The following is a 23,372-nucleotide window of genomic DNA, read 5'->3' on the forward strand; positions in this document are numbered from 1 at the left end:
GCATGGCACCTGAGCCGGCTCGTCCCGAGGTCCTCGTCCGCCGGCTGCGGCCCGAGGCCGTGCTGCCGGCCTACGCCAAGGACGGTGACGCCGGGGCTGACCTCACGGCCGTCGAGGGCGCGACCCTTGGGCCGGGGGAGCGCGCCCTCGTCCCCACCGGCCTGGCGATCGCCCTGCCGGCGGGCTGGGTCGGCCTCGTCCACCCCCGCTCCGGGCTGGCGGCCCGGCACGGCATCTCGGTCGTCAACGCGCCGGGGACCGTCGACTCCGGCTATCGCGGCGAGATCCTCGTCAACCTCGTCAACCTCGACCCGGCGGCGAGCTTCACGGTCGCGCCCGGCGACCGGATCGCCCAGCTCGTCCTCCAGGAGGTCGGCCTCGGGCAGTTCGTCGAGGCCGATTCGCTTCCGACCTCGCAGCGGGGTGAGACTGGTCATGGTTCCAGCGGAGGATTCACCAGCGAGGAAGGTCGGACCACGGATGTTCGGTCGTAAGAAGAAGGACGCATCTCAGGCCGAGTCGCCGGCGCCGGACGAGACCACCCCGGTCGCCGCGGACGACCCCGCGCCCGACGGTGCGGCCGCCGAGCCGGCCACCGGCCCCTTCGACGAGTCCCAGGTCGACGGCCTCGGCGGACGGATCGACCTCGGTGGCATCTGGCTGCGCCCCGTCCAGGGCATGGAGGTCCGGCTCGAGGTCGAGCAGGCCACGGAGAAGGTCTCGGCCGTCCAGGTGAGCATCGACGACGCGACCGCCCAGCTCCAGGCCTTCGCCGCCCCTCGCACGAGCGGGATCTGGGACGAGATCCGCGGTGAGATCGCCGAGATGATCGAGACCAACCGCGGCACGGTCGAGGAGGCCACCGGCCCCTTCGGGACCGAGCTGCGGACCCGTCTGCCCCAGCCCGGCGCCGACGGCCGGACGGTCTTCGCGCCGGCGATCTTCGTCGGTGTCGACGGCCCCCGCTGGTTCCTCCGTGCCGTCTACAGCGGCCGCGCGGCGGTCGACGAGGGCGCCCGCCGGGCCCTGGACGCGGCGGTGGCCGACTCCGTCGTCGTCCGGGGCGCGGACCCGATGGCGCCTCGCGAGATGCTGCCGCTGCGGATGCCCGAGGCCGCGTCGTGAGCAAGGTCCTCGACCGGCTGCGTGACCTGCTCCGCGCCGAGGACGACATCGTCGCAGACGAGCTGCGCAGCGAGGCCACCGCGCGCGGCTGCACGGCCGTCGCGGAGGCGGTGGACCGCCAGGTCGTCACCGTCGCCGGCACGATCCGCAGCGTGACCCTGCGCCCGGAGCAGAGCGTCCCGGCCCTGGTCGCGGAGCTCTACGACGGCACGACCCCGGTCAACCTCGTCTGGCTCGGCCGTCGCGAGATCCGCGGGATCCGACCGGGGGTCTACCTGCGTGCCTCGGGCCGGCTGTGCCGCAGCACCAGGTCCGCGACGATCTACAACCCCTCCTACGACATCGTCCCCACCGCATGAGCGCATCGCCCGTCGAGGGGGACGACGCTCTCGTCCGTCCCGCGGCACCGACCGTCGAGGCGCTGATCCGCCGCCGGCTCTCCGACGCCCTCGGTGGCGTCCGGGGATCGCTGGAGACGACGATCCCCATGCTCGGCTTCGTCATCACCTGGACCCTGACGCAGGACCGCACCCTTGCCCTCGGCGCGGCATGCGCCCTCGTCGCGGTGCTCCTCGTCGCCCGGCTGATCGCCGGGCAGAGCCTCCAGTACGTCATCTCCGGCATCTTCGCGGCCGCGATCGCCGCGTTCTTCGCGCTGCGCTCCGGCCGGGCCGAGGACGCCTTCCTGCCCGGCATCCTCATGAGCCTGGCCTACGGGATCGGCTCGCTCGTCTCGATCCTCGTGCGCTGGCCGCTCGTCGGCTTCCTCATCGGCGCGGCCGACCCGGCAGCGCGCGAGGGCGACCCCTTCCGCTGGCGTCGCAACGCCGCCGCCGTGCGGGTCTGCAGCCGGCTCACCCTCGTGCTCGTCGCGATCTACGTCATCCGCGTCGGGATCATGGGTCCGCTCTACCTCACCGACAACATCGCCGGCCTCACGGTGAGCAAGGTCGTCCTCGGGTGGCCGTTGTGGGCGGCCGCCGTCGCCGTGATGGGCACGATGCTCGTCCGTGGGCACACCCCGATCGACCCGGACGACGAGCTGCTGCTCGACCACGTCGAGCCGGCCCGCCAGGACTGACCGGGTCACCGGCCCTCCGGCCGGGTCAGCCGCGCCGGCGCAGGCTCATCATCTCGGCGAGCTCGAGCTCCCGCTCCGCGATGGTGAGGAAGAGCAGCTCGTCGAGCGCCTCGAGCGCATCGTCGGCCGTGGGGCTGAGCGGTCGCGCGTCACGGATGATGCCGGTGAGCACCGTGTCCTGCGGGAAGGTGATGTCGCCGACCCGGCGCCCGACATAGGGGTTGTCCGCCGGGAGAGTGATCTCGACCATCGTCGCGCTGCCCTGCTGGAACTCGAAGATCCGCACGAGGTCACCGACGCTCACGGCCTCCTCGACGAGCGCGGTCATGAGCCGCGGCGTCGACACGGCGACGTCGACACCCCACGACTCGTCGAACATCCACTCGTTCTTCGGGTTGTTGACCCGGGCGACGGTCCGGGGGACGCCGAACTCGGTCTTGGCGAGCAGCGAGAGGACGAGGTTGACCTTGTCGTCACCGGTCGAGGCGACGACGACGTCGCAGTCCGCCATGCCAGCCTCCTGCAGCGAGGAGATCTCGCAGGCGTCCCCGGCCAGCCAGCTCGCCTCGGGCAGCTTGGCCACGCGGGCCTCGTCGGCGTCCTTGTCGATGAGCAGGACGTGATGGCCGTTGCCGAGGAGCTCGCGGGCGATGGAGCGACCGACGCTCCCGGCTCCGGCGATGACGACGCGCATTGTCAGTCCTATCGGTCGTGGGGCGGTGCCGCGCGGCCGAGCAGCCGCTCGACCTCACCGACCCGGGTCCGGGCGATCGTCAGATGGAGGAGGTCCCCGTCCTGGTAGACGGTGTCGACGCCGGGGACGGTGCCCTCGCCGAGCCGGGTGAGGTAGGCGACACGGCTGCTCGTGACCGACTCGATCTCGCTGAGCCGACGGCCGATCCACGACGGGTCCGCCTGGACCTCGGCGATGACGATCGACCCGGACGCGTCGGTGAGCTCCGGGGCGTGGCCCTGGGGGAGCAGGCGGCGGATGACCTGGTCGGCGGTCCACCGGACGGTGGCGACGGTCGGGATGCCGAGGCGCTGGTAGATCTCGGCCCGCTCGGGGTCGTAGATCCGGGCGACGACGTGCTCGACGCCGAAGGTCTCGCGAGCCACCCGGGCGGCGAGGATGTTGGAGTTGTCGCCGCTCGAGACCGCGGCGAAGGCATAGGCGTCCTCGATGCCCGCCGCGACGAGGGTGTCGCGGTCGAAGCCGACGCCCGCGACCTGCCGGCCGGCGAACTCGGGACCGAGCCGATGGAAGGCCGTGGGGTCCTGGTCGACGATGGCCACGTCGTGCCCACCGCGCTCGAGCGAGCGGGCCAGCGAGGCGCCCACGCGACCGCATCCCATGATGACGAAATGCACGGCTCGACGGTACACCGCGCCGGGGGTGCCGCAGGCACTCTCGCGGCAGGCACCCGCAGCCCCCTGAGCAGGCATAGACTCACCGATCGTGTCATCTGGACGACTGCTCAAGCGGGTCCTTGTCGGGCGCGCGATGCGCAGCGACAAGCTCGGTGAGACGTTGCTCCCCAAGAAGATCGCGCTGCCGGTCTTCGCGAGCGACGCGCTCTCGTCCGTGGCCTACGCACCGGACGAGATCCTGCTGACGCTCGGCATGGCCGGCGCGGCCCTCGCGATGACCCACTCGTGGAAGGTCGCGCTCGCCGTCGCCGTGGTGATGCTCGTCATCGTCCTCAGCTACCGGCAGAACGTCCACGCCTACCCCTCCGGCGGAGGTGACTACGAGGTCGCCAACACCAACCTCGGGCCGAGGGCGGGGCTGACCGTCGCGAGCGCGCTGCTCGTCGACTACGTCCTCACGGTCGCCGTCTCGGTCTCCTCGGCGGTGCAGAACGCGGGCGCCGCCTTCACCTTCGTCCGCGGGCACGAGGCAGTCGTCGCCGTCGTCCTCGTCCTGCTCCTGACCACCATGAACCTGCGAGGGGTGCGGGAGTCGGGCACGGCCTTCGCCCTGCCCACCTACCTCTTCATGGCCACGGTCCTCGGCATGGCGCTCATCGGCTTCGTCCGCAAGAGCACCGGCGACCTGCCGCTCGCGGAGAGCGCCGCGCTCGAGCTGCGCCCGGAGCCGGGGTACGAGGTGCTCGGGACCCTCGCGATGGTCTTCCTCCTGCTGCGGGCCTTCTCCTCGGGTGCCTCCGCCCTCACCGGTGTCGAGGCGATCAGCAACGGCGTCCCGGCCTTCCAGAAGCCCAAGAGCCGCAACGCCGCGACGACCCTGCTCATGATGGGTCTGCTCTCGGTGACGATGCTCCTCTCGATGGTCACCCTCGCGACGTGGACGAAGGTGAAGTTCGCCGACGACCCGCACCTCCAGCTCTACCGGGACGGCGAGCCGGTCGGGGAGTCCTACGTCCAGGACACCGTCATGGGCCAGGTCGCGAAGTCCGTCTTCGACGGCTTCCACCCCGGCGTCGTGCTCGTCTCCGTCGTCACCGGCCTCATCCTCGTGCTCGCCGCGAACACGGCCTTCAACGGCTTCCCCGTCCTCGGGTCGATCCTCGCCAAGGACGGCTACCTCCCGCGGCAGCTGCACACGCGGGGCGACCGGCTGGCCTTCTCCAACGGCATCCTCATCCTCGCCGGTGCGGCGGCGCTGCTCATCCTCATCTACGACGCCGAGGTCACCAAGCTCATCCAGCTCTACGTCGTCGGTGTCTTCGTGAGCTTCACGATCAGCCAGATCGGCATGACCCGGCACTGGAACAGGCACCTCGCGATCGAGGAGGACCCGGCCGCCCGTCGCTCGATGCAGCGCAAGCGCGTCATCACGGTCGTCGGTGCGGTGATGTCGGGGACCGTCCTCGCGGTCGTCCTCGCGACGAAGTTCCTCCACGGCGCCGGCTTCGCGGTCGCGGCCATGGTCGTCCTCTTCGCGCTCATGGTCGGCATCCACCGGCACTACCAGCGCGTGCGTGAGGAGCTCTCCGTGCGCGAGGGAGACACGAAGCAGCAGCTGCTGCCCTCACGCGTGCACGCCATCGTCCTCGTCAGCACCATCCACAAGCCGACCCTGCGGGCGCTCGCGTACGCGCAGGCGACGCGCCCCTCGGTGCTCGAGGCCGTGACGGTCGACGTCGAGCCCGAGGACACCTCGCGCCTCCAGGCCGAGTGGGTCCGGCGCGGGATCCCGGTGCCGCTCAAGGCGCTCGACTCGCCCTACCGCGAGATCACCCGCCCGGTCGTCGACTACGTGAAGTCGATCCGCTCGGGCAACCCTCGCGACCTCGTCGTCGTCTACATCCCGCAGTACGTCCTGGGACACTGGTGGGAGCAGATCTTGCACAACCAGAGCGCCCTGCGGCTGCGGGCGCGGCTCATCCTCACCCCAGGAGTCATGATCAGCTCGGTGCCGTGGCAGCTCGCCAGCTCGGAGGGCCTCGAGGAGCGGATGGACGGCCCGGCCGCGGGCGACGTCCGCCGGGGCGAGCTGTGACGCCCCCGGGTGCGGACCTCACCGTCGGTGACGAGGTCGTCGTCGACGTTGGTCCCGTCGCGCACGGCGGCCACTGCGTGGCCCGCCACGAGGGCCGCGTGATCTTCGTGCGGCACACCATCCCCGGCGAGCGGGTCCGTGCCCGGATCACCGAAGGGGGAGAGGGTGACCGATTCCTGCGGGCCGACGCCGTCGAGATCCTCACCGCCTCCGAGCATCGCGTCCCGGTGCGCTGCCCCGTGGCCGGCCCGGGCCTCTGCGGCGGCTGCGACCTCCAGCACGTGAGCACCGCCCACCAACGCGTCCTCAAGGCCGAGGTCGTCGCGGAGCAGCTGAGCCGGCTCGGCCGGGTCGATCGTGAGGTCGTCGTCGAGCCGCTGGCCGACGAGGACGGGCTGCGGTACCGGACCCGGGTCGAGGTGGCTGTGGGCGAAGGGGGAGGATCCCCCTTCGTCGGTCTGCGGCGGCACCGCAGCCACGACCTCGTCCCGATCGAGGACTGCCCGATCGCCCACCCGAGGGTGGGTGAGGGGATCGCCGCCGCCGCCGAGGACGCCCGGGGGCGTGAGCTGACCGGGATCGCGGCCGTGGACGTCGTCGCGGCGAGCGCCGAGGAGGACGTCGTCCTCGTCGAGGTCCCGGCCGACGGGCGGACCGAGCGGATCACGGTGCGAGAGCGGGTCGCCACCCGGGCGGGGGAGCGCGAGCTGACCGTCGACGCCCGCGGCTTCTGGCAGGTCCACGTCGACGCCCCGCGGGCGTTCGTCGAGGCCGTCCTCGAGGCGGCGGCGATCGAGCCCGGCGACCGGGTGCTCGACCTCTACGCCGGGGTCGGGCTGCTCTCGCTGCCGCTCGCCGAGGCGACCGGGCCCGACGGCCAGCTCATCGCGGTCGAGTCCGACGACCTCGCCCTCGCGCACCTCGAGGCCAACCTCGCCGCGCAGCCGCAGGCGCTCGCCGTCGCCGGGCGGGTCGACGACCTCCTCGGGGTGCCGAGAAAGAGCCGTCGGCGCGACAAGCGGTCCCGGCCACCGGCCCGCTCGCACCTGCTGCCGCCGACCGCCGACGTCATCGTGCTCGACCCCCCACGGACGGGAGCGGGCCGTGGCGTCGTCGAGGCACTCGTCGCGATGCGACCCCGATGTCTCGTCTACGTCGCGTGCGACCCGGCGGCGCTCGGCCGCGACACCGGCACGCTCGGCGAGCTCGGCTACGAGCTCAGGGGGCTGCGCGCCCTCGACGCCTTCCCGATGACGCACCACGTGGAGTGCGTGGCAACCTTCGAGCCGCCGTCCGGCCGACCCTGACCAACCACCCCCGCTTCCCATCACCCACCACCCCTTCGCACGAGCCAAGGCTCGTACCCCGGAGGACCCCCTTCGTCCCTCTGCCCGCCGAAACGAAGGTGGGTCTCACCTGTCCCGACCGCCCTCGGTGCGAGAGAGTGGGGGAGAGGCACGCCCCACCTCGGGGCGTTGTGCTAGATTTATCTCGACGTCAAGATAAATACAACGACAGAGGAGTCGATCGTGGCGAGTGCAGACACCTTCGGTGCGAAGGGCGAGCTCAACGTCGGTGGCAGGTCCTACGAGATCTACCGGCTCTCGGAGGTGGAGGGCTCGGAGTCGCTGCCGTACAGCCTCAAGGTCCTCCTCGAGAACCTGCTGCGGACCGAGGACGGTGCCAACGTCACCGCCGACCACATCAACGCGCTCGGCCAGTGGGACGAGACCGCCGAGCCGGACACCGAGATCCAGTTCACCCCCTCCCGTGTCCTCATGCAGGACTTCACCGGCGTGCCGTGCATCGTCGACCTCGCCACCATGCGTGAGGCCGTCGCCGACCTCGGTGGCAACCCGGCGAAGATCAACCCGCTCGCCCCCGCCGAGCTCGTCATCGACCACTCGGTGCAGATCGACATCTTCGGTCGCCGCGACGCCTTCGAGCGCAACGTCGACTTCGAGTACGGCCGTAACGAGGAGCGCTACCAGTTCCTGCGCTGGGGCCAGACCGCCTTCGACGACTTCAAGGTCGTCCCCCCGGGCACCGGCATCGTCCACCAGGTCAACATCGAGCACCTCGCGCGCGTCGTCTTCGACCGTGACGGCGTCGCCTACCCCGACACCTGCGTCGGCACCGACAGCCACACGACGATGGAGAACGGCCTCGGCGTCCTCGGTTGGGGCGTCGGCGGCATCGAGGCCGAGGCCGCGATGCTCGGACAGCCGATCTCGATGCTCATCCCGCGCGTCGTCGGCTTCAAGCTCACTGGCGAGATCCCGCCGGCCGCCACCGCGACCGACGTCGTCCTGACGATCACCCAGATGCTGCGCGAGCACGGTGTCGTCGGCAAGTTCGTCGAGTTCTACGGCGAGGGCGTCTCCGCGGTGCCGCTCGCCAACCGCGCGACGATCGGCAACATGAGCCCCGAGTTCGGCTCGACCTGCGCGATCTTCCCGATCGACGACGTCACCATCGACTACCTGCGCCTCACCGGCCGCTCCGAGGAGCAGCTCGCCCTCGTCGAGGCCTACGCCAAGGAGCAGGGCATGTGGCTCGACGGCTCCGCCGAGCCGCGCTTCTCCGAGAAGCTCGAGCTCGACCTCTCCACCGTCGTCCCCTCCATCGCCGGCCCGAAGCGTCCGCAGGACCGCATCGTCCTCACCGACGCCAAGCAGCAGTTCGCGCTCGACGTCAAGAACTACGGCGTCGAGGGTGACCTGCGCTCCGCGCCCGTCGCCGCCAGCGGTGGGGAGCACGAGCACGGCCAGCTCGAGCTCAAGGACGGCGCCGTCGTCATCTCCTCGATCACCTCGTGCACCAACACCTCGAACCCCTCGGTGATGATGGCCGCCGCCATGCTCGCCAAGAACGCCGTCGAGAAGGGCCTGCAGGTCAAGCCCTGGGTCAAGACCTCGATGGCCCCGGGCTCGCAGGTCGTCACCGACTACTACGAGAAGGCCGGCATGTGGCCCTACCTCGAGAAGCTCGGCTACCACCTCGTCGGCTACGGCTGCACGACGTGCATCGGCAACTCCGGCCCGCTGCCGGAGGAGATCTCCAAGACGATCAACGACAACGACCTCGCGGTCACCTCGGTCCTCTCCGGCAACCGGAACTTCGAGGGCCGGATCAACCCCGACGTCAAGATGAACTACCTCGCCTCGCCGCCGCTCGTGATCGCGTACGCGCTCGCCGGGACGATGGACTTCGACTTCGACACCGAGCCGCTCGGCCAGGACGGCGAGGGCAACGACGTCTTCCTCAAGGACATCTGGCCCGCCCCGGTCGACGTCGAGCGGACGATCCAGGAGTCGATCACCCAGGAGATGTTCACCAAGGGCTACGCCGACGTCTTCGCCGGCGACGAGCGCTGGAAGGGCCTCGACACCCCCGAGGGCGACACCTTCGAGTGGGCGCAGGACTCGACCTACGTCCGCAAGGCGCCGTACTTCGACGGCATGGAGCAGGAGCCGGCCCCGGTCGAGGACATCTCCGGCGCCCGCGTCCTCGCGCTGCTCGGCGACTCGGTGACCACCGACCACATCAGCCCCGCTGGTGCGATCAAGGCCGACAGCCCGGCGGGCAAGTACCTCGCGGAGCACGGCGTCGACAAGAAGGACTTCAACTCGTACGGCTCGCGCCGTGGCAACCACGAGGTGATGATCCGCGGCACCTTCGCCAACATCCGGCTGAAGAACCTCCTCCTCGACGGCGTCGAGGGCGGCTTCACGCGCAACTTCCTCGCCGACGGTGAGCAGACGACGATCTTCGAGGCGTCGCAGGCCTACCAGGAGGCGGGCGTCCCGCTCGTCATCCTCGCCGGCAAGGAGTACGGCTCGGGCTCCTCCCGTGACTGGGCGGCCAAGGGCACGACCCTCCTCGGGGTCAAGGCGGTCATCGCCGAGTCCTACGAGCGGATCCACCGCTCCAACCTCATCGGCATGGGCGTCGTCCCGCTCCAGTTCCCCAACGGGGACACCGCGGACAGCCTCGGCCTCGACGGCACCGAGACCTTCGACATCGCCGGCATCGCCGAGCTCAACGAGGGCCGGACGCCTAAGACGGTCAAGGTCACGGCGACCAAGGAGTCGGGCGAGACCGTCACCTTCGACGCGGTCGTGCGGATCGACACCCCCGGGGAGGCGGACTACTACCGCAACGGCGGCATCCTCCAGTACGTCCTCCGCTCGCTCGTCAAGGCCTGATCGCGAGGTCCGTGCTCCGAAGGGGGTGGCTCACCACGGTGAGCCGCCCCCTTCGTCGTCCCTACGCTGAGTCCATGACGACATGGCTCGACGATGTCCGCAGCGGCCACCGGGTGCCGGTGGTCCAGGCGCCGATGGCCGGAGCCAGCGACGCCCGGCTGGCCGCCGCGGTCTCGGCGGCGGGGGCGCTGGGCACGGTCGCCTTCGCGTACGGCGCGACGCCAGAGGACGTCGCGACGCTCTCCCGTGCGGCCGGGGAGGGGGGCCCCTTCGGGATCGGTCTCATGGCCTGGCAGCTCGGCGAGAGTCCCGAGGTCCTCGACGCGGCGGTCGCGCAGGGGCCGGCGCTGCTGTCGATCAGCTTCGGCGACCCGACGCCCTGGGTGGGTCGTGCCCGTGCGCTCGACCCTGACATCCAGCTGACCTGCCAGGTCGGCACGCGGGACGAGGCGCTCCGGGCGCTCGACGCGGGGGTCGACCTCCTTGTGGCCCGGGGGAGCGAAGGGGGCGGCCACGGCCGGGGCGGGGTCTCGACCCTCGTCCTCCTCCAGGAGGTCCTCGACCTCGCGGGCAAGGTCCCGGTGCTCGCCGCCGGCGGGATCGCGACGGCCCGCGGGATGGCGGCGGTCCTCGCCGCGGGCGCGCTGGGTGCCTGGGTCGGCACGCCCTTCGCCGCGTGCGCCGAGAGCCCCTTCGCCGAGGCGTACCGAGCGGCGATGATCGCCGCGGGCTCGGACGGTACGACGTACACACGGGTCTTCGACGTCGCCCAGCGGCTCGACTGGCCCGAGGTCTACGGGGGGCGGGCGCTGCGCAACGCCACGACCGAGCGCTGGGACGGACGCGTCGGCGAGCTCGTGGAGACGATCGCGGCCGGTGACCCCGACGGCGTCACGGAGGGCGTGCGCGCCGCACGAGCCGCCGCGGACCCCCAGGTCGCGCCGGTCTATGCCGGCCAGTCGGTCGGCCTCCTCGTCGGGCACCGGACGGCTGCCGAGGTCGTCGCCGAGCTCGGCCGAGGGCGGGTGCTCCTCCGGGAGGCGGCGGCCCGCCTCCCGGGGGCTGGGACGGCCTAGCCTGGCGGGTATGAGCGAGCGCACCTCTGCCGGACGTCCCGTCGCCCTCGTCACCGGCGGCAGCCGGGGGATCGGCCGGGCCGTCTGCGACGCCCTCGCACCGACCCATGCGCTCCTCGTCGGGGGGCGTGACGAGGCGGCCGTGGACCGGGTCGTCGAGGAGCTGCGGGCGAAGGGGGCCCAGGCTCACCCCTTCGTCGTCGAGCTCACCGACGACGACTCGACGGCCGCCGCGGTGGAGGCCCTCGCACCCTCTCTCGAGGACGGTCTCGACGTCCTCGTCCACAGCGCTGGGGTCGCCCGGACCGGGGCGCTCGCCGAGCTGACCCGCGAGGACTGGGCGCACCAGTACGACGTCAACGTCGTCGCGGTCGCCGACCTCACCCGCCGGCTGCTGCCCGCGCTGCGTGCCGCCGGCGGCACCGTCGTCGCGATCAACTCCGGATCGGGGCACCGATCCGGCCCCGGCGGCGGGTCCTACTCCGCCTCGAAGTTCGCCCTGCGTGCCCTCACCGACGCGCTGCGCGAGGAGGAGCGCGGGCGGGTACGGGTCGTCTCGATCCACCCCGGTCGGGTCGACACCGACATGCAGGTCGAGCTCCAGTCCGCCCACGGTCGCGGCTACGTCGCCGAGGACCACCTCTCCGCGGCATCGGTGGCCGAGGCGGTCCGCTACGCGGTGCTCGCACCGGCAGAGGCGATGGTCGAGGAGCTCACGATCCGGCCGGTGCGCACCGAGGTCTCGGGCGAGCGGGCGACGACCAAGGGGTGAGGGTGTCGCCGTGAAGGTTTATGATCGAACACGTGTTCGATCAGTCCTCGCCTCCCGTGCGCTCGGCCCTGCCCGGCTCGCCCGGTGCGGCGGCCGCCGCGGGCACCGGTCCGCCGGGCTGGCCCCCGCGGGTCCGGCCGCCGGGCGCCACGGGCTGGCAGGGCGACGTCGCCGGGTGGTTGCTCGACCAGTGCCCGCCGGAGTACCGCGGCCACCCGGTGCTGCGGCGCCACCCGGTCGCGCTGGCCTGGATCACGCAGATGCACGTGCGCGCCGAGCTCGCGGCGATGCGCCAGGCCTACCGCCACGCCCGGGTCGAGATGAGCGACGTGCTGCCCGACGGCTCGCTCGACGCGCTGCTCGTCTGCCTCGAGCGTGAGGGGATGCGGCTGCGCGGGGTGGAGCGATCCGTCGGCCTGGTCCGGGAGGCGCTCGACGGTCAGGTCTTCGTCCCCCGGCTGTGACCCCTTCGCCGGTTGTCCCCAGGAGATCTGCAGGCCGGACGACCTAGACTGGAGCGCCTTGTGTCCACGACCCCTGGAAGGACCCCCGTGACGGACCTGGAGCGCATCCGCGGACCCCGCGACCTCGACGGCATGACGCCGGAGGAGCTCGCGACCCTCGCGCACGACATCCGCGGCTTCCTCGTCCGTGAGGTCTCGCGCACCGGGGGTCACCTCGGCCCGAACCTCGGCGTCGTCGAGCTGACGATGGCGCTGCACCGGGTCTTCGACAGCCCGCGCGACACGCTCGTCTTCGATACCGGTCACCAGTCGTACGTCCACAAGATCCTCACCGGTCGCACCGACTTCTCCGGGCTGCGGACCCGTGGCGGGCTCTCCGGCTACCCGAGCCGCGCCGAGTCCGCGCACGACGTCGTCGAGAACAGCCACGCGTCGACCTCCCTCTCGTGGGCCGAGGGGATCGCGAAGGGGTACCGCCTCAAGGGCGAGGACCGGCACGCCGTCGCCGTCATCGGTGACGGTGCGCTCACCGGCGGCATGGCCTGGGAGGCGCTGAACAACATCGCCTCCGACAAGGACCTCCCGCTCGTCATCGTCGTCAACGACAACGAGCGCTCCTACGCCCCGACGATCGGCGGCCTCGCCGACCACCTCGCGATGCTGCGGACCAACCGGCAGTACGAGCAGGTCCTCGACTGGGGCAAGGAGAAGCTGTCGAAGACCCCCGTCGTCGGGCGCACCGCGTACCAGGCGTTCCACTCGATGAAGAAGGGCGCCAAGGACTTCTGGGCGCCGCAGGGGATGTTCGAGGACCTCGGCATCAAGTACCTCGGCCCGGTCGACGGGCACGACATGGCCTCGCTCGAGCAGGCGCTGCGGCGGGCCAAGGCCTTCGGTGGTCCGGTGCTCGTCCACGTGATCACCCAGAAGGGTCGCGGCTACGAGCACGCCGTCAACGACGTCGCCGACCAGTTCCACGGCATCGGCAAGATCAACCCCGAGACGGGCCTGCCGCTCGAGATCGCCGGTCGCAGCTGGACCGACGAGTTCTCCGACGAGATGGTCGCGCTCGGCGCCGAGCGCGACGACATCGTCGCGATCACCGCGGCGATGATGATGCCGGTCGGGCTGCAGCCCTTCGCCGACGCCTACCCGGACCGGATCTTCGACGTCGGCATCGCCGAGCAGCACGCGACGACGATGGCGGCCGGGCTCGCCTTCGCCGGGATGCACCCGGTCGTCGCGATCTACGCGACCTTCCTCAACCGCGCCTTCGACCAGCTGCTCATGGACTGCGCGATGCACAAGGCCGGGGTCACCTTCGTCCTCGACCGCTCCGGTGTCACCGGGCCGGACGGCGCGAGCCACCACGGCATGTGGGACATGTCGCTCGCCTCGATCGTGCCCGGGCTGCGGCTCGCCGCGCCGCGGGACGGCGCGCAGATCCGGGCCTGCCTGCGTGAGGCAGTCGCGGTGGACGACGCCCCGACGATCGTGCGCTTCCCGAAGGGGACGGTGGCCGAGCCGATCGCGGCGCTCACGACCGTCGACGGCGTCGACGTGCTCCACGGCGACGCCGACGTCGACCCGGACGTCCTGCTCGTGTCGGTCGGTGCGATGGCGCCCACGGTCATCTCCGCGGCGGAGAAGCTCGCCGCCGACGGCCGCACCGTGCTCGCGGTCGACCCCCGCTGGGTGCTCCCCGTGCCGGATGCGCTGCTGGACATGGCTGCCCGCGCCGGGACGGTCGCGGTCGTCGAGGACGGCAACGTCGCCGGCGGCGTCGGCTCCGAGGTGGCCCGGGCGGCCGCCGAGCGCGGCCTCACGGTGCCGGTGGTGCGGATGGGCCTGCCCAAGGAGTTCATCGACCACGCCTCCCGCGGCCAGGTCCTCGAGGACGCCCGCCTCACCCCCGACGGCGTCGTCGAGCGCCTCACGACGACCCCGTGAGATCCACATCTCCCGAGGCTTCTGACAATCCGCCCGCGAAGGTTCGCAGGCGGATGTCAGAGACCTGGGGAAATTCGGATCTCTAGATGTCGCGGAAGGGCTGGACGTCGGCGCCGAGGGCGTTGAGGCGCTCGGCGAGGTCCTCGTAGCCGCGGTTGATGACGTAGACGTTGCGCAGGTACGAGACACCCGGGGCCGCGAGCATCGCGAGCAGGATGACGACGCCCGGGCGCAGCGCCGGCGGGCAGGTGACCTCGTTGGCGCGCCAGCGGGTCGGGCCGGTGATGTGCACGCGGTGCGGGTCGAGGAGGGTGACGTTGCCGCCGATCTTCGTCAGCTCGGTGAGGTAGATCGCGCGGTTCTCGTACACCCAGTCGTGGATCGTCGTCGTGCCCTCGGCGCACGCCGCGATGAGCGCGAAGAAGGGCAGGTTGTCGATGTTCAGTCCCGGGAAGGGCAACGGGTGGATCTTGTCGATCGGTGCCCTGAGCGGCCCGGGGTGGGTGGTGATGTCGACGAGCCGGGTGCGCCCGTTGGCCGCCGTGTACTCCTCGGACAGCGTGTAGCGCATCCCCATCTGCTCGAGGGTCGCGAGCTCGATCTCGAGGAACTCGATGGGGGAGCGGCGGATGGTGATCTCGCTGCCCGTGACGACCGCGGCGGCGATGAGGCTCATCGCCTCGATCGGGTCCTCGCTCGGGGAGTACTCGACGTCCTTGTCGATCTCCTGGACGCCCTTGACCCGAAGGGTCGTCGTCCCGATGCCCTCGATCGTCACGCCGAGCAGCTCGAGGAAGAAGCACAGGTCCTGGACCATGTAGTTCGAGCTCGCGTTGCGGATGGTCGTCCACCCGGTGTCGCGAGCCGCGGCCATCAGCGCGTTCTCGGTCACCGTGTCGCCGCGCTCGGTGAGCACGATCTTCTTGTCCGTGCCGGTCGCGTCGGTGACCTTGGCCTCGTAGAAGCCGTGGGTGGCCTCGACGTCGAGCCCGAAGTGCTTGAGCGAGGCGAGGTGCGGCTCGACCGTGCGCGTGCCGAGGTCGCAGCCGCCCGCGTAGGGGAGGCGGAACTGCGGCAGGTCGTGGAGCAGCGGGCCGAGGAACATGATGACCGTGCGGGTGCGACGCGCCGCGGCCTCGTCCATCGTGCTGAGGTCGATCTGGGCCGGCGGCGTGATCCGGAGGTCGTTCGTGCCCTCGAGCCACTCGGTCTGGACGCCGATCGAGTCGAGCACCTCGAGGATGCGGTTGACCTCCTCGATCCGGGCCAGGCTGCGCAGCGTCGTCGTGCCCTTGTTGAGCAGCGAGGCGCACAGCAGGGCGACAGCGGCGTTCTTGCTCGTCTTGACGTCGATGGCGCCGGAGAGCGGCCGGCCGCCCTCGATCCGGAGGTGGACGGCGCCCTCGACGCCGGACTTCGCGAAGGAGACGAACTCGGTGTCGAGCGCCTCGCTGATCTTCGCGAGCGAGTCGAGGGTGAGGTTCTGCTTCCCCGACTCGATCCGGGTCACGGCGCCCTGGCTGGTCTCGAGCACGGCGGCCAGCTCTGACTGGGACATGCCGCGCTTGACGCGGGCGTCGCGGATCAGGGAGCCGATGCGGTTCAGGTAGTCGTCACTCACACCTTCAACGGTAACTCACATATGAGTTATGGCAACCCGGGCGCCGGGTGGGCGTGTCGCCCCTGGAGACGAAGGGGGATCCGCTCGGGTGAGCGGATCCCCCTTCGGGTCAGCGGTGGGTCAGGCGGGGACGGAGGCGACACCGGCAGGCAGGAAGCGCTTGCCGTTGACCTTCTCCGAGACGCCCTCACGGTCGAGGAGCGGGGTGAGACCGCCGTTCCAGAACTGGAAGCCGGCACCGGTGATCATCGCGAGGTCGATGTCCATCGGGGCCTGGGCGACGCCGTCGGCCAGCATGAGGTGGACCTCCTCGGCGAGGACGCCGAGGACCCGCTCACGAACCTGCTCGGCGGTCAGCTCGACCGGGGACTCCGGCTGCACCTGCGCGGCGAGCAGCTCGGGGTCGGCGACGGGCTTGCCGCTGTCCCAGAGGTAGTAGCCGGGCTTCTTCATCTCGACCATCTTCTGCAGGTTCGGCGAGACGTAGAAGCGGTCGCCGAAGGCGCGGTGGAGGGTCTCGCTGTTGTGCAGGGCGATGGCCGGGCCGACGAGCCCCAGGAGGACGAAGGGCGGCATCGGCGCGAGGCCGGCGATGCCCTGGTCCGCGACCTCGACGGGGGTGCCCTCGTCGACGATCTTGCTGTACTCGCCCATGAAGCGACCGAGCAGGCGGTTGGTGATGAAGGAGGCGCTGTCCTTGACGAGGATGCACGTCTTCTTCAGGCCCTTGCCGACGGCGAACGCCGTGGCCAGCGCGGCGTCGTCGGTCTTCTCGCCGGGGATGATCTCGAGCAGCGGCATGACCGCGACCGGGTTGAAGAAGTGGAAACCCACGACCCGCTCCGGGTGCTGGAGGTCCTCGGCCATCTCGGTGATCGAGAGGGACGAGGTGTTCGACGCGAGGACGCACTCGGGCCCCACGATCGCCTCGACCTCGGCCCAGACGGTCTTCTTGACCGACATCTCCTCGAAGACCGCCTCGATGACGAAGTCGGCGTCGGCGAAGCCCTCCTTGCTCGTGGAGCCGGTGATGAGGCCCTTGAGCTGGTTGGCCTTGTCCTGGGTGATCTTGCCCTTCTCGAGGGACTTGTCGATCTCGCTGTGGACATAACCGACTCCCCGCGCGACTCTCTCTTCGTCGAGGTCGGTCATGACGACCGGCACCTTGAGCGAGCGGATGAAGAGCATCGCGAGCTGGCTGGCCATGAGACCGGCGCCGACGATGCCGACCTTGCCGACCGGGCGAGCCAGCGACTTGTCCGGAGCGCCGGCGGGACGCTTGGCGCGCTTCTGGACGAGGTCGAAGGAGTACAGCCCGGCGCGGAGCTCGTCACCCATGAGGAGGTCGCCGAGCGCCTCGTCCTCGGCGGCGAAGGCGGTGTCGCGGTCCGAGGTGCGCGCCGCCTCGACAAGGTCGATCGCGCGGTACGGGGCGGGCGACTTGCCCGAGGTCTTGGCGTCGGCGAGCGCGCGGGCGGCGTCCGCCGCAGCCTTCCATACCCCTTCGTCCTCGGTGACCGGAGTGCGCTCGACCGTCGTCTCGCCGGTGACCACGGAGGCGGCCCAGGCGATGGACTTCTCGAGGAAGTCGACCGGGGCGAACATCGTGTCGGCGATGCCGAGCTTGAAGGCCGACGGCCCGTTGAGCATCCGGTTCATGTTGAGCGGGTTCTCGACGATGACCTTGAGCGCCGCCTCCGGGCCGATGAGGCGCGGCAGCAGGTAGCAGCCGCCCCAGCCGGGGACGAGGCCGAGGAAGACCTCGGGCAGGGCCAGCGCCGGGACCCCGGCGGAGATGGTGCGGTAGTCGCACGCGAGGGCGATCTCGACGCCGCCGCCCATCGCCGCGCCGTTGACGAAGGCGAAGGTCGGGACGGGCAGGTCGGAGATCGAGGCGAAGGCGGCGTGGCCGGCCTGGGCGATCTGGGTCGCCTGCTCGCGCTTCGTCACCGTGGGCACGCCCGAGAGGTCAGCGCCGACGGCGAAGATGAACGGCTTGCCGGTGATGGCGACCGCCTGGATCTCGCCCGCCTCGGCCCGCTGGCGCAGGCCGGCGACGGTCTCGGTGAGCTCGGCGATGCCCGCCTCGCCGAAGGTGTTCGGCTTGGTGTGGTCGAAGCCGTTGTCGAGGGTGATGAGGGCGAGCGTGCCGGCACCGCCCGGGAGGGCGACGTCCTGCACCGGGGTGTGCGTGACGACCTCGGCGCGCTCGGTCTGGGTCTGCTCGGTCATGCTCAGGCCTCCTTGCCGTAGTCGGCGTGGTGGGGGTTCTCCCAGATGACGGCGCCGCCCATGCCGATGCCGATGCACATGGCGGTCATGCCGTAGCGGACGCTGGGGTCCTCCTCGAACTGGCGGGCGAGCTGGTTCATGAGGCGCACCGCGGAGCTGGCGAGGGGGTGACCGGTCGCGATGGCGCCGCCGTAGCGGTTGACCTTCTCGCTGTCGTCCGGGATGCCGAAGTGCTCGAGGAAGGCGAGCACCTGCACGGCGAAGGCCTCGTTGAGCTCGAAGAGACCGATGTCGTCGATGGTCAGGCCCGCCTTGGCGAGGGCCTTCTCGGCGGCCGGGACCGGGCCGTAGCCCATGACCTCGGGCTCGACGCCGACGAAGGCGAACTCGACGAGCCGCATCTTCACCGGGAGGCCGAGCTCCTGGGCCGCGTCCTCGGAGGCGAGGATGCACGCGGTCGCGCCGTCGTTGAGGCCGGCGGCGTTGCCCGCGGTGACCGCGCCGTGGGGGCGGAAGGGGGTCTTGAGGCCCTGGAGGTCCTCCATCGTCGTCTGCGGGCGGGGCGGCTCGTCGGTCGTCGCGAGGCCCCAGCCCTTCTCGGCGTGGCGCGTGGCCATCGGCGCGAGGTCGGGCTGGATCTTGCCGTCCTCGTAGGCCTTCGCGAGCTTGGCCTGGCTGCCGAGGGCGTAGTGGTCGCTGCGCTCCTTGGTCAGGCTCGGGTAGCGGTCGTGGAGGTTCTCGGCCGTCTTGCCCATGACGAGCGCGCTGGGGTCGACGAGCTTCTCGGCGACGATGCGCGGGTTGGGGTCGACGCCCTCACCCATGGGGTGGCGGCCCATGTGCTCGACACCGCCGGCGATGGCGACGTCGATCGCGCCGAAGGAGATTGCGCCGGCGACGTTGGTCACCGCGGTCATCGCGCCGGCGCACATGCGGTCGACGGAGTAGCCGGGGGTCGTGTTGGGCAGGCCGGAGAGGAGGGCGGCCATGCGGCCGAGGGTCAGGCCCTGGTCGCCGATCTGGGTGGTCGCGGCGATGGCGACCTCCTCGACCTTCTCCGGGGGCAGGTCGGGGTTGCGCTCGAGGAGCTCACGGATGCAGCGGATGACCAGGTCGTCGGCGCGGGTCTGGGCGTACATGCCCTTCTCACCGGCCTTGCCGAACGGCGTACGGACGCCATCGACGAATACGACCTCTCGCATGGTGCGGGGCACGGTTCGCCTTCACTTTCGTCGGGGGAACGGACGGGCGGCCCGCGACACGGGCTCCCGCTCTGCAGGCTACTAAGCGAGCGCTCACCTCGACAGTGGTTGGGAGGTGATCACCCCCACACGACCCGCAACGTCCGCCACGGTGGGTGTCAGCGCCCCACGGCGGCGGACACAAGCGGTTGCCGCGGCACAACGTCCGCCACGGTGGGTGTCAGTGCCCCACGGTGGCGGACGCAAGGGCGAAGGGGGTCAGCCCGGGTGCTCGGTGAAGGCCGCCTCGAGCATGGGGGCGACGATCGCGCGCTGCCACCCGCGGACGCCGTGCCCGGCCAGGGCGGCGTCGAAGCCGGCGGCGCTGTGCTCGGCCGGGGGCGTCCAGACGACGCGGCGAAGGGGGTCGGGCGCGCAGACGTTCTCGACCGGGATCGAGCGCTCCTCGGCGAAGACGGTGAGCCGCTCGCGGGTGGCGGTGAGCCGTGCCGCGGCCAGGGGGTTGCGGTCGGCCCAGCTGCGCTGCGGGGGTGGGCCGTCGCCCTTGACCGAGGCGGCGGGGAGGTCCTCGTCGGCGAGGGCGCGGGCCCGCTCGACGGCGGCGAGCCACTGGCGACCGTAGCGCGGGATGCTGCGCGGCGAGCGGGGCAGGTCGGCGATGCTCCTGGGCGGCTCCATCGCGATGGCGACGAGCGCGGCGTCGGGCGCCACCCGGCCGGGGGAGACGTCGCGCTCCTGGGCGATCTGGTCGCGGGCGTACCAGAGCTCACGCACCGTCGCGAGCACGCGCGGCTTGCGGATCTTGTGCATCCCGGAGGTGCGCCGCCAGGGCTCCTCCTTGACGTTGGGCTGCCAGGTGAGCAGCGCGTCGAACTCCTCGCGCGCCCAGTCGCTCTTGCCCTGGACGGCGAGGTCGACTCCCATGAGGTTGCGGACCTCGGCGAGCACCTCGACGTCGAGTGCCGCGTAGCGCAGCCACGGCTCGGGCAGGGGACGGGTGGACCAGTCGACCGCCGAGTGCTCCTTGGCCAGGCTCAGCCCGAGGTAGTGCTCGACGACGGCGGCCAGCCCGACGCGGGGCAGCCCGAGCAGCCGCGCGGCGAGCTCGGTGTCGAAGAGCTGGCGCGGCCGCAGCCCGACCTCGGCGAGGCACGCGAGGTCCTGCGTCGCGGCGTGGAGCAGCCACTCGGCGCTGCCGATCGCCCGGTCGAGCGGGCTGAGGTCGGGCAGGGCGATGGGGTCGATGAGCCAGGTGCCGGCGTCCTCACGGCGCACCTGGACGAGGTACGCGCGCTGACCGTAGCGGTAGCCGGAGGCACGCTCGGCGTCGAGGGCGACCGGTCCGCTGCCGGAGGCGATCGCCGTGGCGCACTCGATGAGCTGGCGCTCGGAGGTGATGACGTCGGGGACCCCGTGCTCGGGGTCGGAGAGGACGGTCGGGGGTGCCGGCTCCTCCGCCGACGCGTTCTCGCTCACCGGCGGCGCCCGGGCAGCGCGACGACGCCCTCGGGCAGCGGGGGGAGCCCCCCGATCGTGCACAGCAGGTCGATCCACGCCTCGAGGTGCGCACCGACCGAGGCGTCGGCGGGGCTCCACGACGCGCGGATCTCCATCTCGACGGTCGCGGGGCGGTCGTCGAGGTCGCCGAAGGACTCCGAGACCACCCGGGTCACGGTGCCCGCCTCGGCGATGACGTCGATGCCACGGTCCCGCAGGGCGTCGAGCAGCCAGGACCAACCGACCTCGCCGAGCACCGGGTCGCCCGCGACCTCGGCCTCGAGCTCGGCCCGGGCGTAGGTGACGACCCGCCAGGGGCCCTCCCAGGGCTCGGGGGCCGCGATGTCGTGCAGGAGGACGAAGCGACCGGTCGCGAGCTCGGTCTCGCCGTCGTCGGCGAGGACGTCGCCGGTCATCGCGACGGCGTCGGGCGCGATACGGGTCGGGGCGGGCACCTCGGTGAGCCGGACCTCGGGGCGCACCCGGGCGGCGTGGAGCTCGGCGAGCGCGAAGGAGAACTCGCCGTCGCCGTGGACGGAGGTCGGTCGGGAGGCCACATCCTCGAGGTTAGGTCGGCGCCCGGCCCAGCCGGGGTTGCCACGCCGACGGACGAAGGGGTGGGCTCACCCCTTCGCCCCGGTTTAGGCCCAGGTGGGCCGGGTGGGGGAGGATCGAGGGGTGACGACGTACGACCCGACCCTGCCGCCCGCGACCACCCCTGACGACAGCGACCTCGTGCGCGCAGCCCGAGGGCTGCCCGTGCGACGGACCCCGGTGTGGTTCATGCGCCAGGCCGGCCGGTCACTGCCGGAGTACCGGGCGCTCCGTGAGGGCAACGAGATGCTCGCCGCGTGCCGCACCCCTGACCTCGTCACCGAGATCACGATGCAGCCGGTGCGCCGGCACGGTGTCGACGGAGCGATCTTCTTCTCCGACATCGTCGTGCCGGTCCACGCCGTCGGGGTCGACCTCGACATCGTGCCCGGCCGGGGGCCGGTGATGGCCGAGCCCTTCCGTACCCGCGCCGACCTCGACCGGCTGCCCGAGCTGACCCCCGAGCACGTCCCCGACATCACCGAGTCGGTGCGGCGCCTCGTCGACGAGCTCGGCCCGACGCCGCTCATCGGCTTCGCCGGGGCACCCTTCACGCTCGCGTCGTACCTCGTCGAGGGCGGCCCGAGCAAGAACCACGAGCGCACCAAGGCGCTCATGCACGGCGACCCGCAGCTGTGGCACGACCTGTGCGCGCGGCTCGCGACGATCGCCGGTGCCTTCCTGCGGGTCCAGATCGAGGCCGGGGCGAGCATCGTCCAGCTCTTCGACAGCTGGGCCGGCTTCCTCTCCCGCGCCGACTACGTGACGCACGTCCAGCCGCACTCGGCGGCAGCCCTGGCGATGGTCGCCGACCTCGGTGTCCCGACGATCCACTTCGGTGTCGGGACCGGTGAGCTGCTCGTCGACATGGGCGCGGCCGGGGCCGACGTCGTCGGCGTCGACTACCGGGTCGCGCTGCCCGATGCCATCGAGCGGCTCGGCGGCCGGTACGCCGTCCAGGGCAACCTCGACCCCGCGCTGCTCTTCGCCCCGTGGGAGCCGCTCGCGGCCGCCGTCGACCGCATCGTCGCGGAGGGCCATGCCGCCCCGGGCCACATCTTCAACCTCGGCCACGGGGTCCTGCCGACGACCGACCCCGGCGTCATCACCGCCGTCACGGAGCGGGTGCACCAGCAGTCGGCCGGGCCGCAGGGCTGACCCGCCGGCGGCGCCGCCACCACAGCACCGGCGGGCCGAGGACCAGCCCACCGGCCAGGGCGAAGGGGGTCAGCGCGCCGAGCGCGGTGAGGGTCGTCCGGGCCGACCCGGTGAAGGCGTCCCACCCGGCGGCCAGCCCCGCGAGGAAGCCGTCCTCGGGGTCCGCCGGCGCCCCCTCCTCGGTGAGGCTCACGGTGATCGGCGACATCGTCGTGCGTGCCTTGATGGCATCGAGCTGGGCGAGGAGCGCCTCGAGGTCGGCCACCCGGGTCGAGAGCTCACCCTCGAGCGTGACGAGCTGCTCGATGTCGTCGGTGCGCTCGATGAGCCGACGGATCCGGGTGATGGACGCGCGCATCGTCTCGATGCGGGACTCGGTGTCGGTGTAGGCCATGGTCTCGTCGGTGGTGCTCGTCGTCCTGCTCTCGACCGTGCCGACCTTCGCCAGCTGATCGAGGGTGGCGTCGAGCCTCGCGCTCGGGACGGTGACGATCAGCTGCCCCCAGCCGTGCTCGCTGTGCGATGAGATCTCCTCGGAGGTCACCGCTCCCTGGGACCTGACGGCGGCCGTCCGGACGGCCGCGGCGGCCTTCGTGACGTCGGCGACGCGCAGGTCGAGGGTGGCGCTGCGTGCGAGGTGCTGCTCCCGGACCGTGAGGGTCTGGGAGCGGCGGCCGGAGACGGTGCCCGCCTCGCCGACCGCGCGGGACTCCTCGTCGGCGACCTTCGCGGCGTCCGGGGCTGCCGCACCGGCGGGCGCCGAGGAGTCGTTGCCCGAGCCGGCCGAGCAGCCGGTGACCAGGGCCGCTCCGAGGCAGAGCGCGGTGGCCACCCGGGTGGCTCGCCGCCGGCGGTGGGTGAGGGTGTGCGTGCTCATCGGTGACTCCTTGGTCGGTCCCTGCGCCGCGTCCCCGCGGCGTCGAGGG

20 protein-coding genes are annotated in these 23,372 nt (G+C 71.7%); 12 read left to right on the forward strand and 8 right to left on the reverse strand.

Annotation, left to right across the window (positions count from 1 at the left end; translation table 11 throughout):
• Positions 1-2 precede the first annotated feature (2 nt).
• The 4 genes from dut to JNO54_RS08825 are packed head-to-tail and all read left to right on the forward strand — an operon-like array spanning position 3 to position 2,206.
• Entirely contained in the window at positions 3-494 is a 492-nt protein-coding gene (gene dut / locus JNO54_RS08810) for a dUTP diphosphatase (protein WP_204143563.1), read from the forward strand.
• Positions 481-1,125 (forward strand): DUF3710 domain-containing protein, encoded by a 645-nt coding sequence (locus tag JNO54_RS08815; RefSeq protein WP_204143564.1) that lies wholly within the window; start codon positions 481-483, stop codon positions 1,123-1,125. The genes dut and JNO54_RS08815 overlap by 14 nt, the downstream gene beginning before the upstream one ends.
• Positions 1,122-1,484 carry an OB-fold nucleic acid binding domain-containing protein gene (locus tag JNO54_RS08820; RefSeq protein WP_307818135.1) on the forward strand — a complete coding sequence of 121 codons (363 nt, stop codon included), beginning with the start codon at positions 1,122-1,124 and terminating at the stop codon, positions 1,482-1,484. Before JNO54_RS08815 ends, JNO54_RS08820 begins: the two co-directional genes overlap by 4 nt.
• Positions 1,481-2,206: a DUF3159 domain-containing protein gene (locus JNO54_RS08825; RefSeq protein WP_204143565.1), complete on the forward strand. Its 726-nt coding sequence runs from the start codon at positions 1,481-1,483 to the stop codon at positions 2,204-2,206. Before JNO54_RS08820 ends, JNO54_RS08825 begins: the two co-directional genes overlap by 4 nt.
• Before the next feature lie 25 nt (positions 2,207-2,231).
• On the opposite strand, the gene JNO54_RS08830 is transcribed toward JNO54_RS08825, so the two are convergent.
• Positions 2,232-2,900, reverse strand: coding sequence for a potassium channel family protein (locus JNO54_RS08830; RefSeq protein ID WP_204143566.1), 669 nt, complete (start codon positions 2,898-2,900; stop codon positions 2,232-2,234).
• Between the two features lie 8 nt (positions 2,901-2,908).
• Positions 2,909-3,577, reverse strand: coding sequence for a potassium channel family protein (locus tag JNO54_RS08835; protein ID WP_204143567.1), 669 nt, complete (start codon positions 3,575-3,577; stop codon positions 2,909-2,911).
• A gap of 85 nt (positions 3,578-3,662) precedes the next feature.
• Between JNO54_RS08835 and JNO54_RS08840 the strand changes: the two genes are divergently transcribed.
• The 7 genes from JNO54_RS08840 (at position 3,663) to dxs (ending at position 14,142) form a co-directional block, all read left to right on the forward strand.
• Positions 3,663-5,672: an APC family permease gene (locus JNO54_RS08840; RefSeq protein WP_372430729.1), complete on the forward strand. Its 2,010-nt coding sequence runs from the start codon at positions 3,663-3,665 to the stop codon at positions 5,670-5,672.
• On the forward strand, positions 5,669-6,979 hold the full coding sequence (locus JNO54_RS14975; RefSeq protein ID WP_204143568.1) for a class I SAM-dependent RNA methyltransferase: 1,311 nt from the start codon (positions 5,669-5,671) through the stop codon (positions 6,977-6,979). The genes JNO54_RS08840 and JNO54_RS14975 overlap by 4 nt, the downstream gene beginning before the upstream one ends.
• A gap of 222 nt (positions 6,980-7,201) precedes the next feature.
• Positions 7,202-9,880, forward strand: a complete 2,679-nt coding sequence (gene acnA / locus JNO54_RS08850; RefSeq protein ID WP_307818136.1) for an aconitate hydratase AcnA — start codon at positions 7,202-7,204, stop codon at positions 9,878-9,880.
• Positions 9,881-9,954: 74 nt separating this feature from the next.
• Entirely contained in the window at positions 9,955-10,956 is a 1,002-nt protein-coding gene (locus tag JNO54_RS08855; protein WP_204143569.1) for an NAD(P)H-dependent flavin oxidoreductase, read from the forward strand.
• A 10-nt stretch (positions 10,957-10,966) separates the two neighbouring features.
• The gene (locus JNO54_RS08860) at positions 10,967-11,728 is read left to right on the forward strand and encodes an SDR family oxidoreductase (RefSeq protein ID WP_204143570.1); all 762 of its coding nucleotides are present in this window, start codon (positions 10,967-10,969) and stop codon (positions 11,726-11,728) included.
• Positions 11,729-11,760: 32 nt separating this feature from the next.
• Complete coding sequence (locus tag JNO54_RS08865) at positions 11,761-12,192, forward strand: hypothetical protein (RefSeq protein WP_307818137.1); 432 nt, start codon at positions 11,761-11,763, stop codon at positions 12,190-12,192.
• An 87-nt stretch (positions 12,193-12,279) separates the two neighbouring features.
• Positions 12,280-14,142 carry a 1-deoxy-D-xylulose-5-phosphate synthase gene (dxs, locus tag JNO54_RS08870; RefSeq protein WP_204143571.1) on the forward strand — a complete coding sequence of 621 codons (1,863 nt, stop codon included), beginning with the start codon at positions 12,280-12,282 and terminating at the stop codon, positions 14,140-14,142.
• 82 nt (positions 14,143-14,224) lie between these two features.
• Here the strand turns inward: dxs and JNO54_RS08875 are convergent, their stop codons facing one another.
• The 5 genes from JNO54_RS08875 to JNO54_RS08895 form a co-directional block, all read right to left on the reverse strand.
• Positions 14,225-15,763, reverse strand: coding sequence for a helix-turn-helix domain-containing protein (locus JNO54_RS08875; RefSeq protein ID WP_204143572.1), 1,539 nt, complete (start codon positions 15,761-15,763; stop codon positions 14,225-14,227).
• Between the two features lie 120 nt (positions 15,764-15,883).
• Positions 15,884-17,995, reverse strand: a complete 2,112-nt coding sequence (locus tag JNO54_RS08880) for a 3-hydroxyacyl-CoA dehydrogenase NAD-binding domain-containing protein (protein WP_204143573.1) — start codon at positions 17,993-17,995, stop codon at positions 15,884-15,886.
• A 2-nt stretch (positions 17,996-17,997) separates the two neighbouring features.
• Complete coding sequence (locus JNO54_RS08885; RefSeq protein WP_233703217.1) at positions 17,998-19,197, reverse strand: thiolase family protein; 1,200 nt, start codon at positions 19,195-19,197, stop codon at positions 17,998-18,000.
• Positions 19,198-19,455: 258 nt separating this feature from the next.
• Positions 19,456-20,673 carry a ribonuclease D gene (locus JNO54_RS08890; RefSeq protein ID WP_204143575.1) on the reverse strand — a complete coding sequence of 406 codons (1,218 nt, stop codon included), beginning with the start codon at positions 20,671-20,673 and terminating at the stop codon, positions 19,456-19,458.
• Positions 20,670-21,251, reverse strand: coding sequence for a DUF3000 domain-containing protein (locus JNO54_RS08895; protein ID WP_204143576.1), 582 nt, complete (start codon positions 21,249-21,251; stop codon positions 20,670-20,672). The genes JNO54_RS08890 and JNO54_RS08895 overlap by 4 nt, the downstream gene beginning before the upstream one ends.
• Before the next feature lie 121 nt (positions 21,252-21,372).
• Between JNO54_RS08895 and hemE the strand changes: the two genes are divergently transcribed.
• A complete protein-coding gene (gene hemE / locus JNO54_RS08900; RefSeq protein ID WP_204143577.1) occupies positions 21,373-22,446 on the forward strand; it encodes a uroporphyrinogen decarboxylase in 1,074 nt (357 codons plus the stop codon).
• On the opposite strand, the gene JNO54_RS08905 is transcribed toward hemE, so the two are convergent.
• On the reverse strand, positions 22,403-23,323 hold the full coding sequence (locus JNO54_RS08905; protein ID WP_204143578.1) for a DUF4349 domain-containing protein: 921 nt from the start codon (positions 23,321-23,323) through the stop codon (positions 22,403-22,405). The genes hemE and JNO54_RS08905 overlap by 44 nt on opposite strands.
• Between the last annotated feature and the right edge of the window lie 49 nt (positions 23,324-23,372).

The sequence above is a fragment of the Janibacter endophyticus genome, assembly GCF_016888335.1.
Classification (GTDB): Bacteria; Actinomycetota; Actinomycetes; order Actinomycetales; family Dermatophilaceae; genus Marihabitans; species Marihabitans endophyticum.

What these genes read in the sequence shown, in the direction of transcription:
- JNO54_RS08830 (WP_204143566.1), bottom strand. Translation starts at nt 2,900, where the DNA reads ATGCGCGTCGTCATCGCCGGAGCCGGGAGCGTCGGTCGCTCCATCGCC.
- JNO54_RS08860 (WP_204143570.1), top strand. Translation starts at nt 10,967, where the DNA reads ATGAGCGAGCGCACCTCTGCCGGACGTCCCGTCGCCCTCGTCACCGGC.
- JNO54_RS08815 (WP_204143564.1), top strand. Translation starts at nt 481, where the DNA reads ATGTTCGGTCGTAAGAAGAAGGACGCATCTCAGGCCGAGTCGCCGGCG.
- JNO54_RS08880 (WP_204143573.1), bottom strand. Translation starts at nt 17,995, where the DNA reads ATGACCGAGCAGACCCAGACCGAGCGCGCCGAGGTCGTCACGCACACC.
- JNO54_RS08825 (WP_204143565.1), top strand. Translation starts at nt 1,481, where the DNA reads ATGAGCGCATCGCCCGTCGAGGGGGACGACGCTCTCGTCCGTCCCGCG.
- JNO54_RS08885 (WP_233703217.1), bottom strand. Translation starts at nt 19,197, where the DNA reads ATGCGAGAGGTCGTATTCGTCGATGGCGTCCGTACGCCGTTCGGCAAG.
- JNO54_RS08855 (WP_204143569.1), top strand. Translation starts at nt 9,955, where the DNA reads ATGACGACATGGCTCGACGATGTCCGCAGCGGCCACCGGGTGCCGGTG.
- dut (WP_204143563.1), top strand. Translation starts at nt 3, where the DNA reads ATGGCACCTGAGCCGGCTCGTCCCGAGGTCCTCGTCCGCCGGCTGCGG.
- JNO54_RS08905 (WP_204143578.1), bottom strand. Translation starts at nt 23,323, where the DNA reads ATGAGCACGCACACCCTCACCCACCGCCGGCGGCGAGCCACCCGGGTG.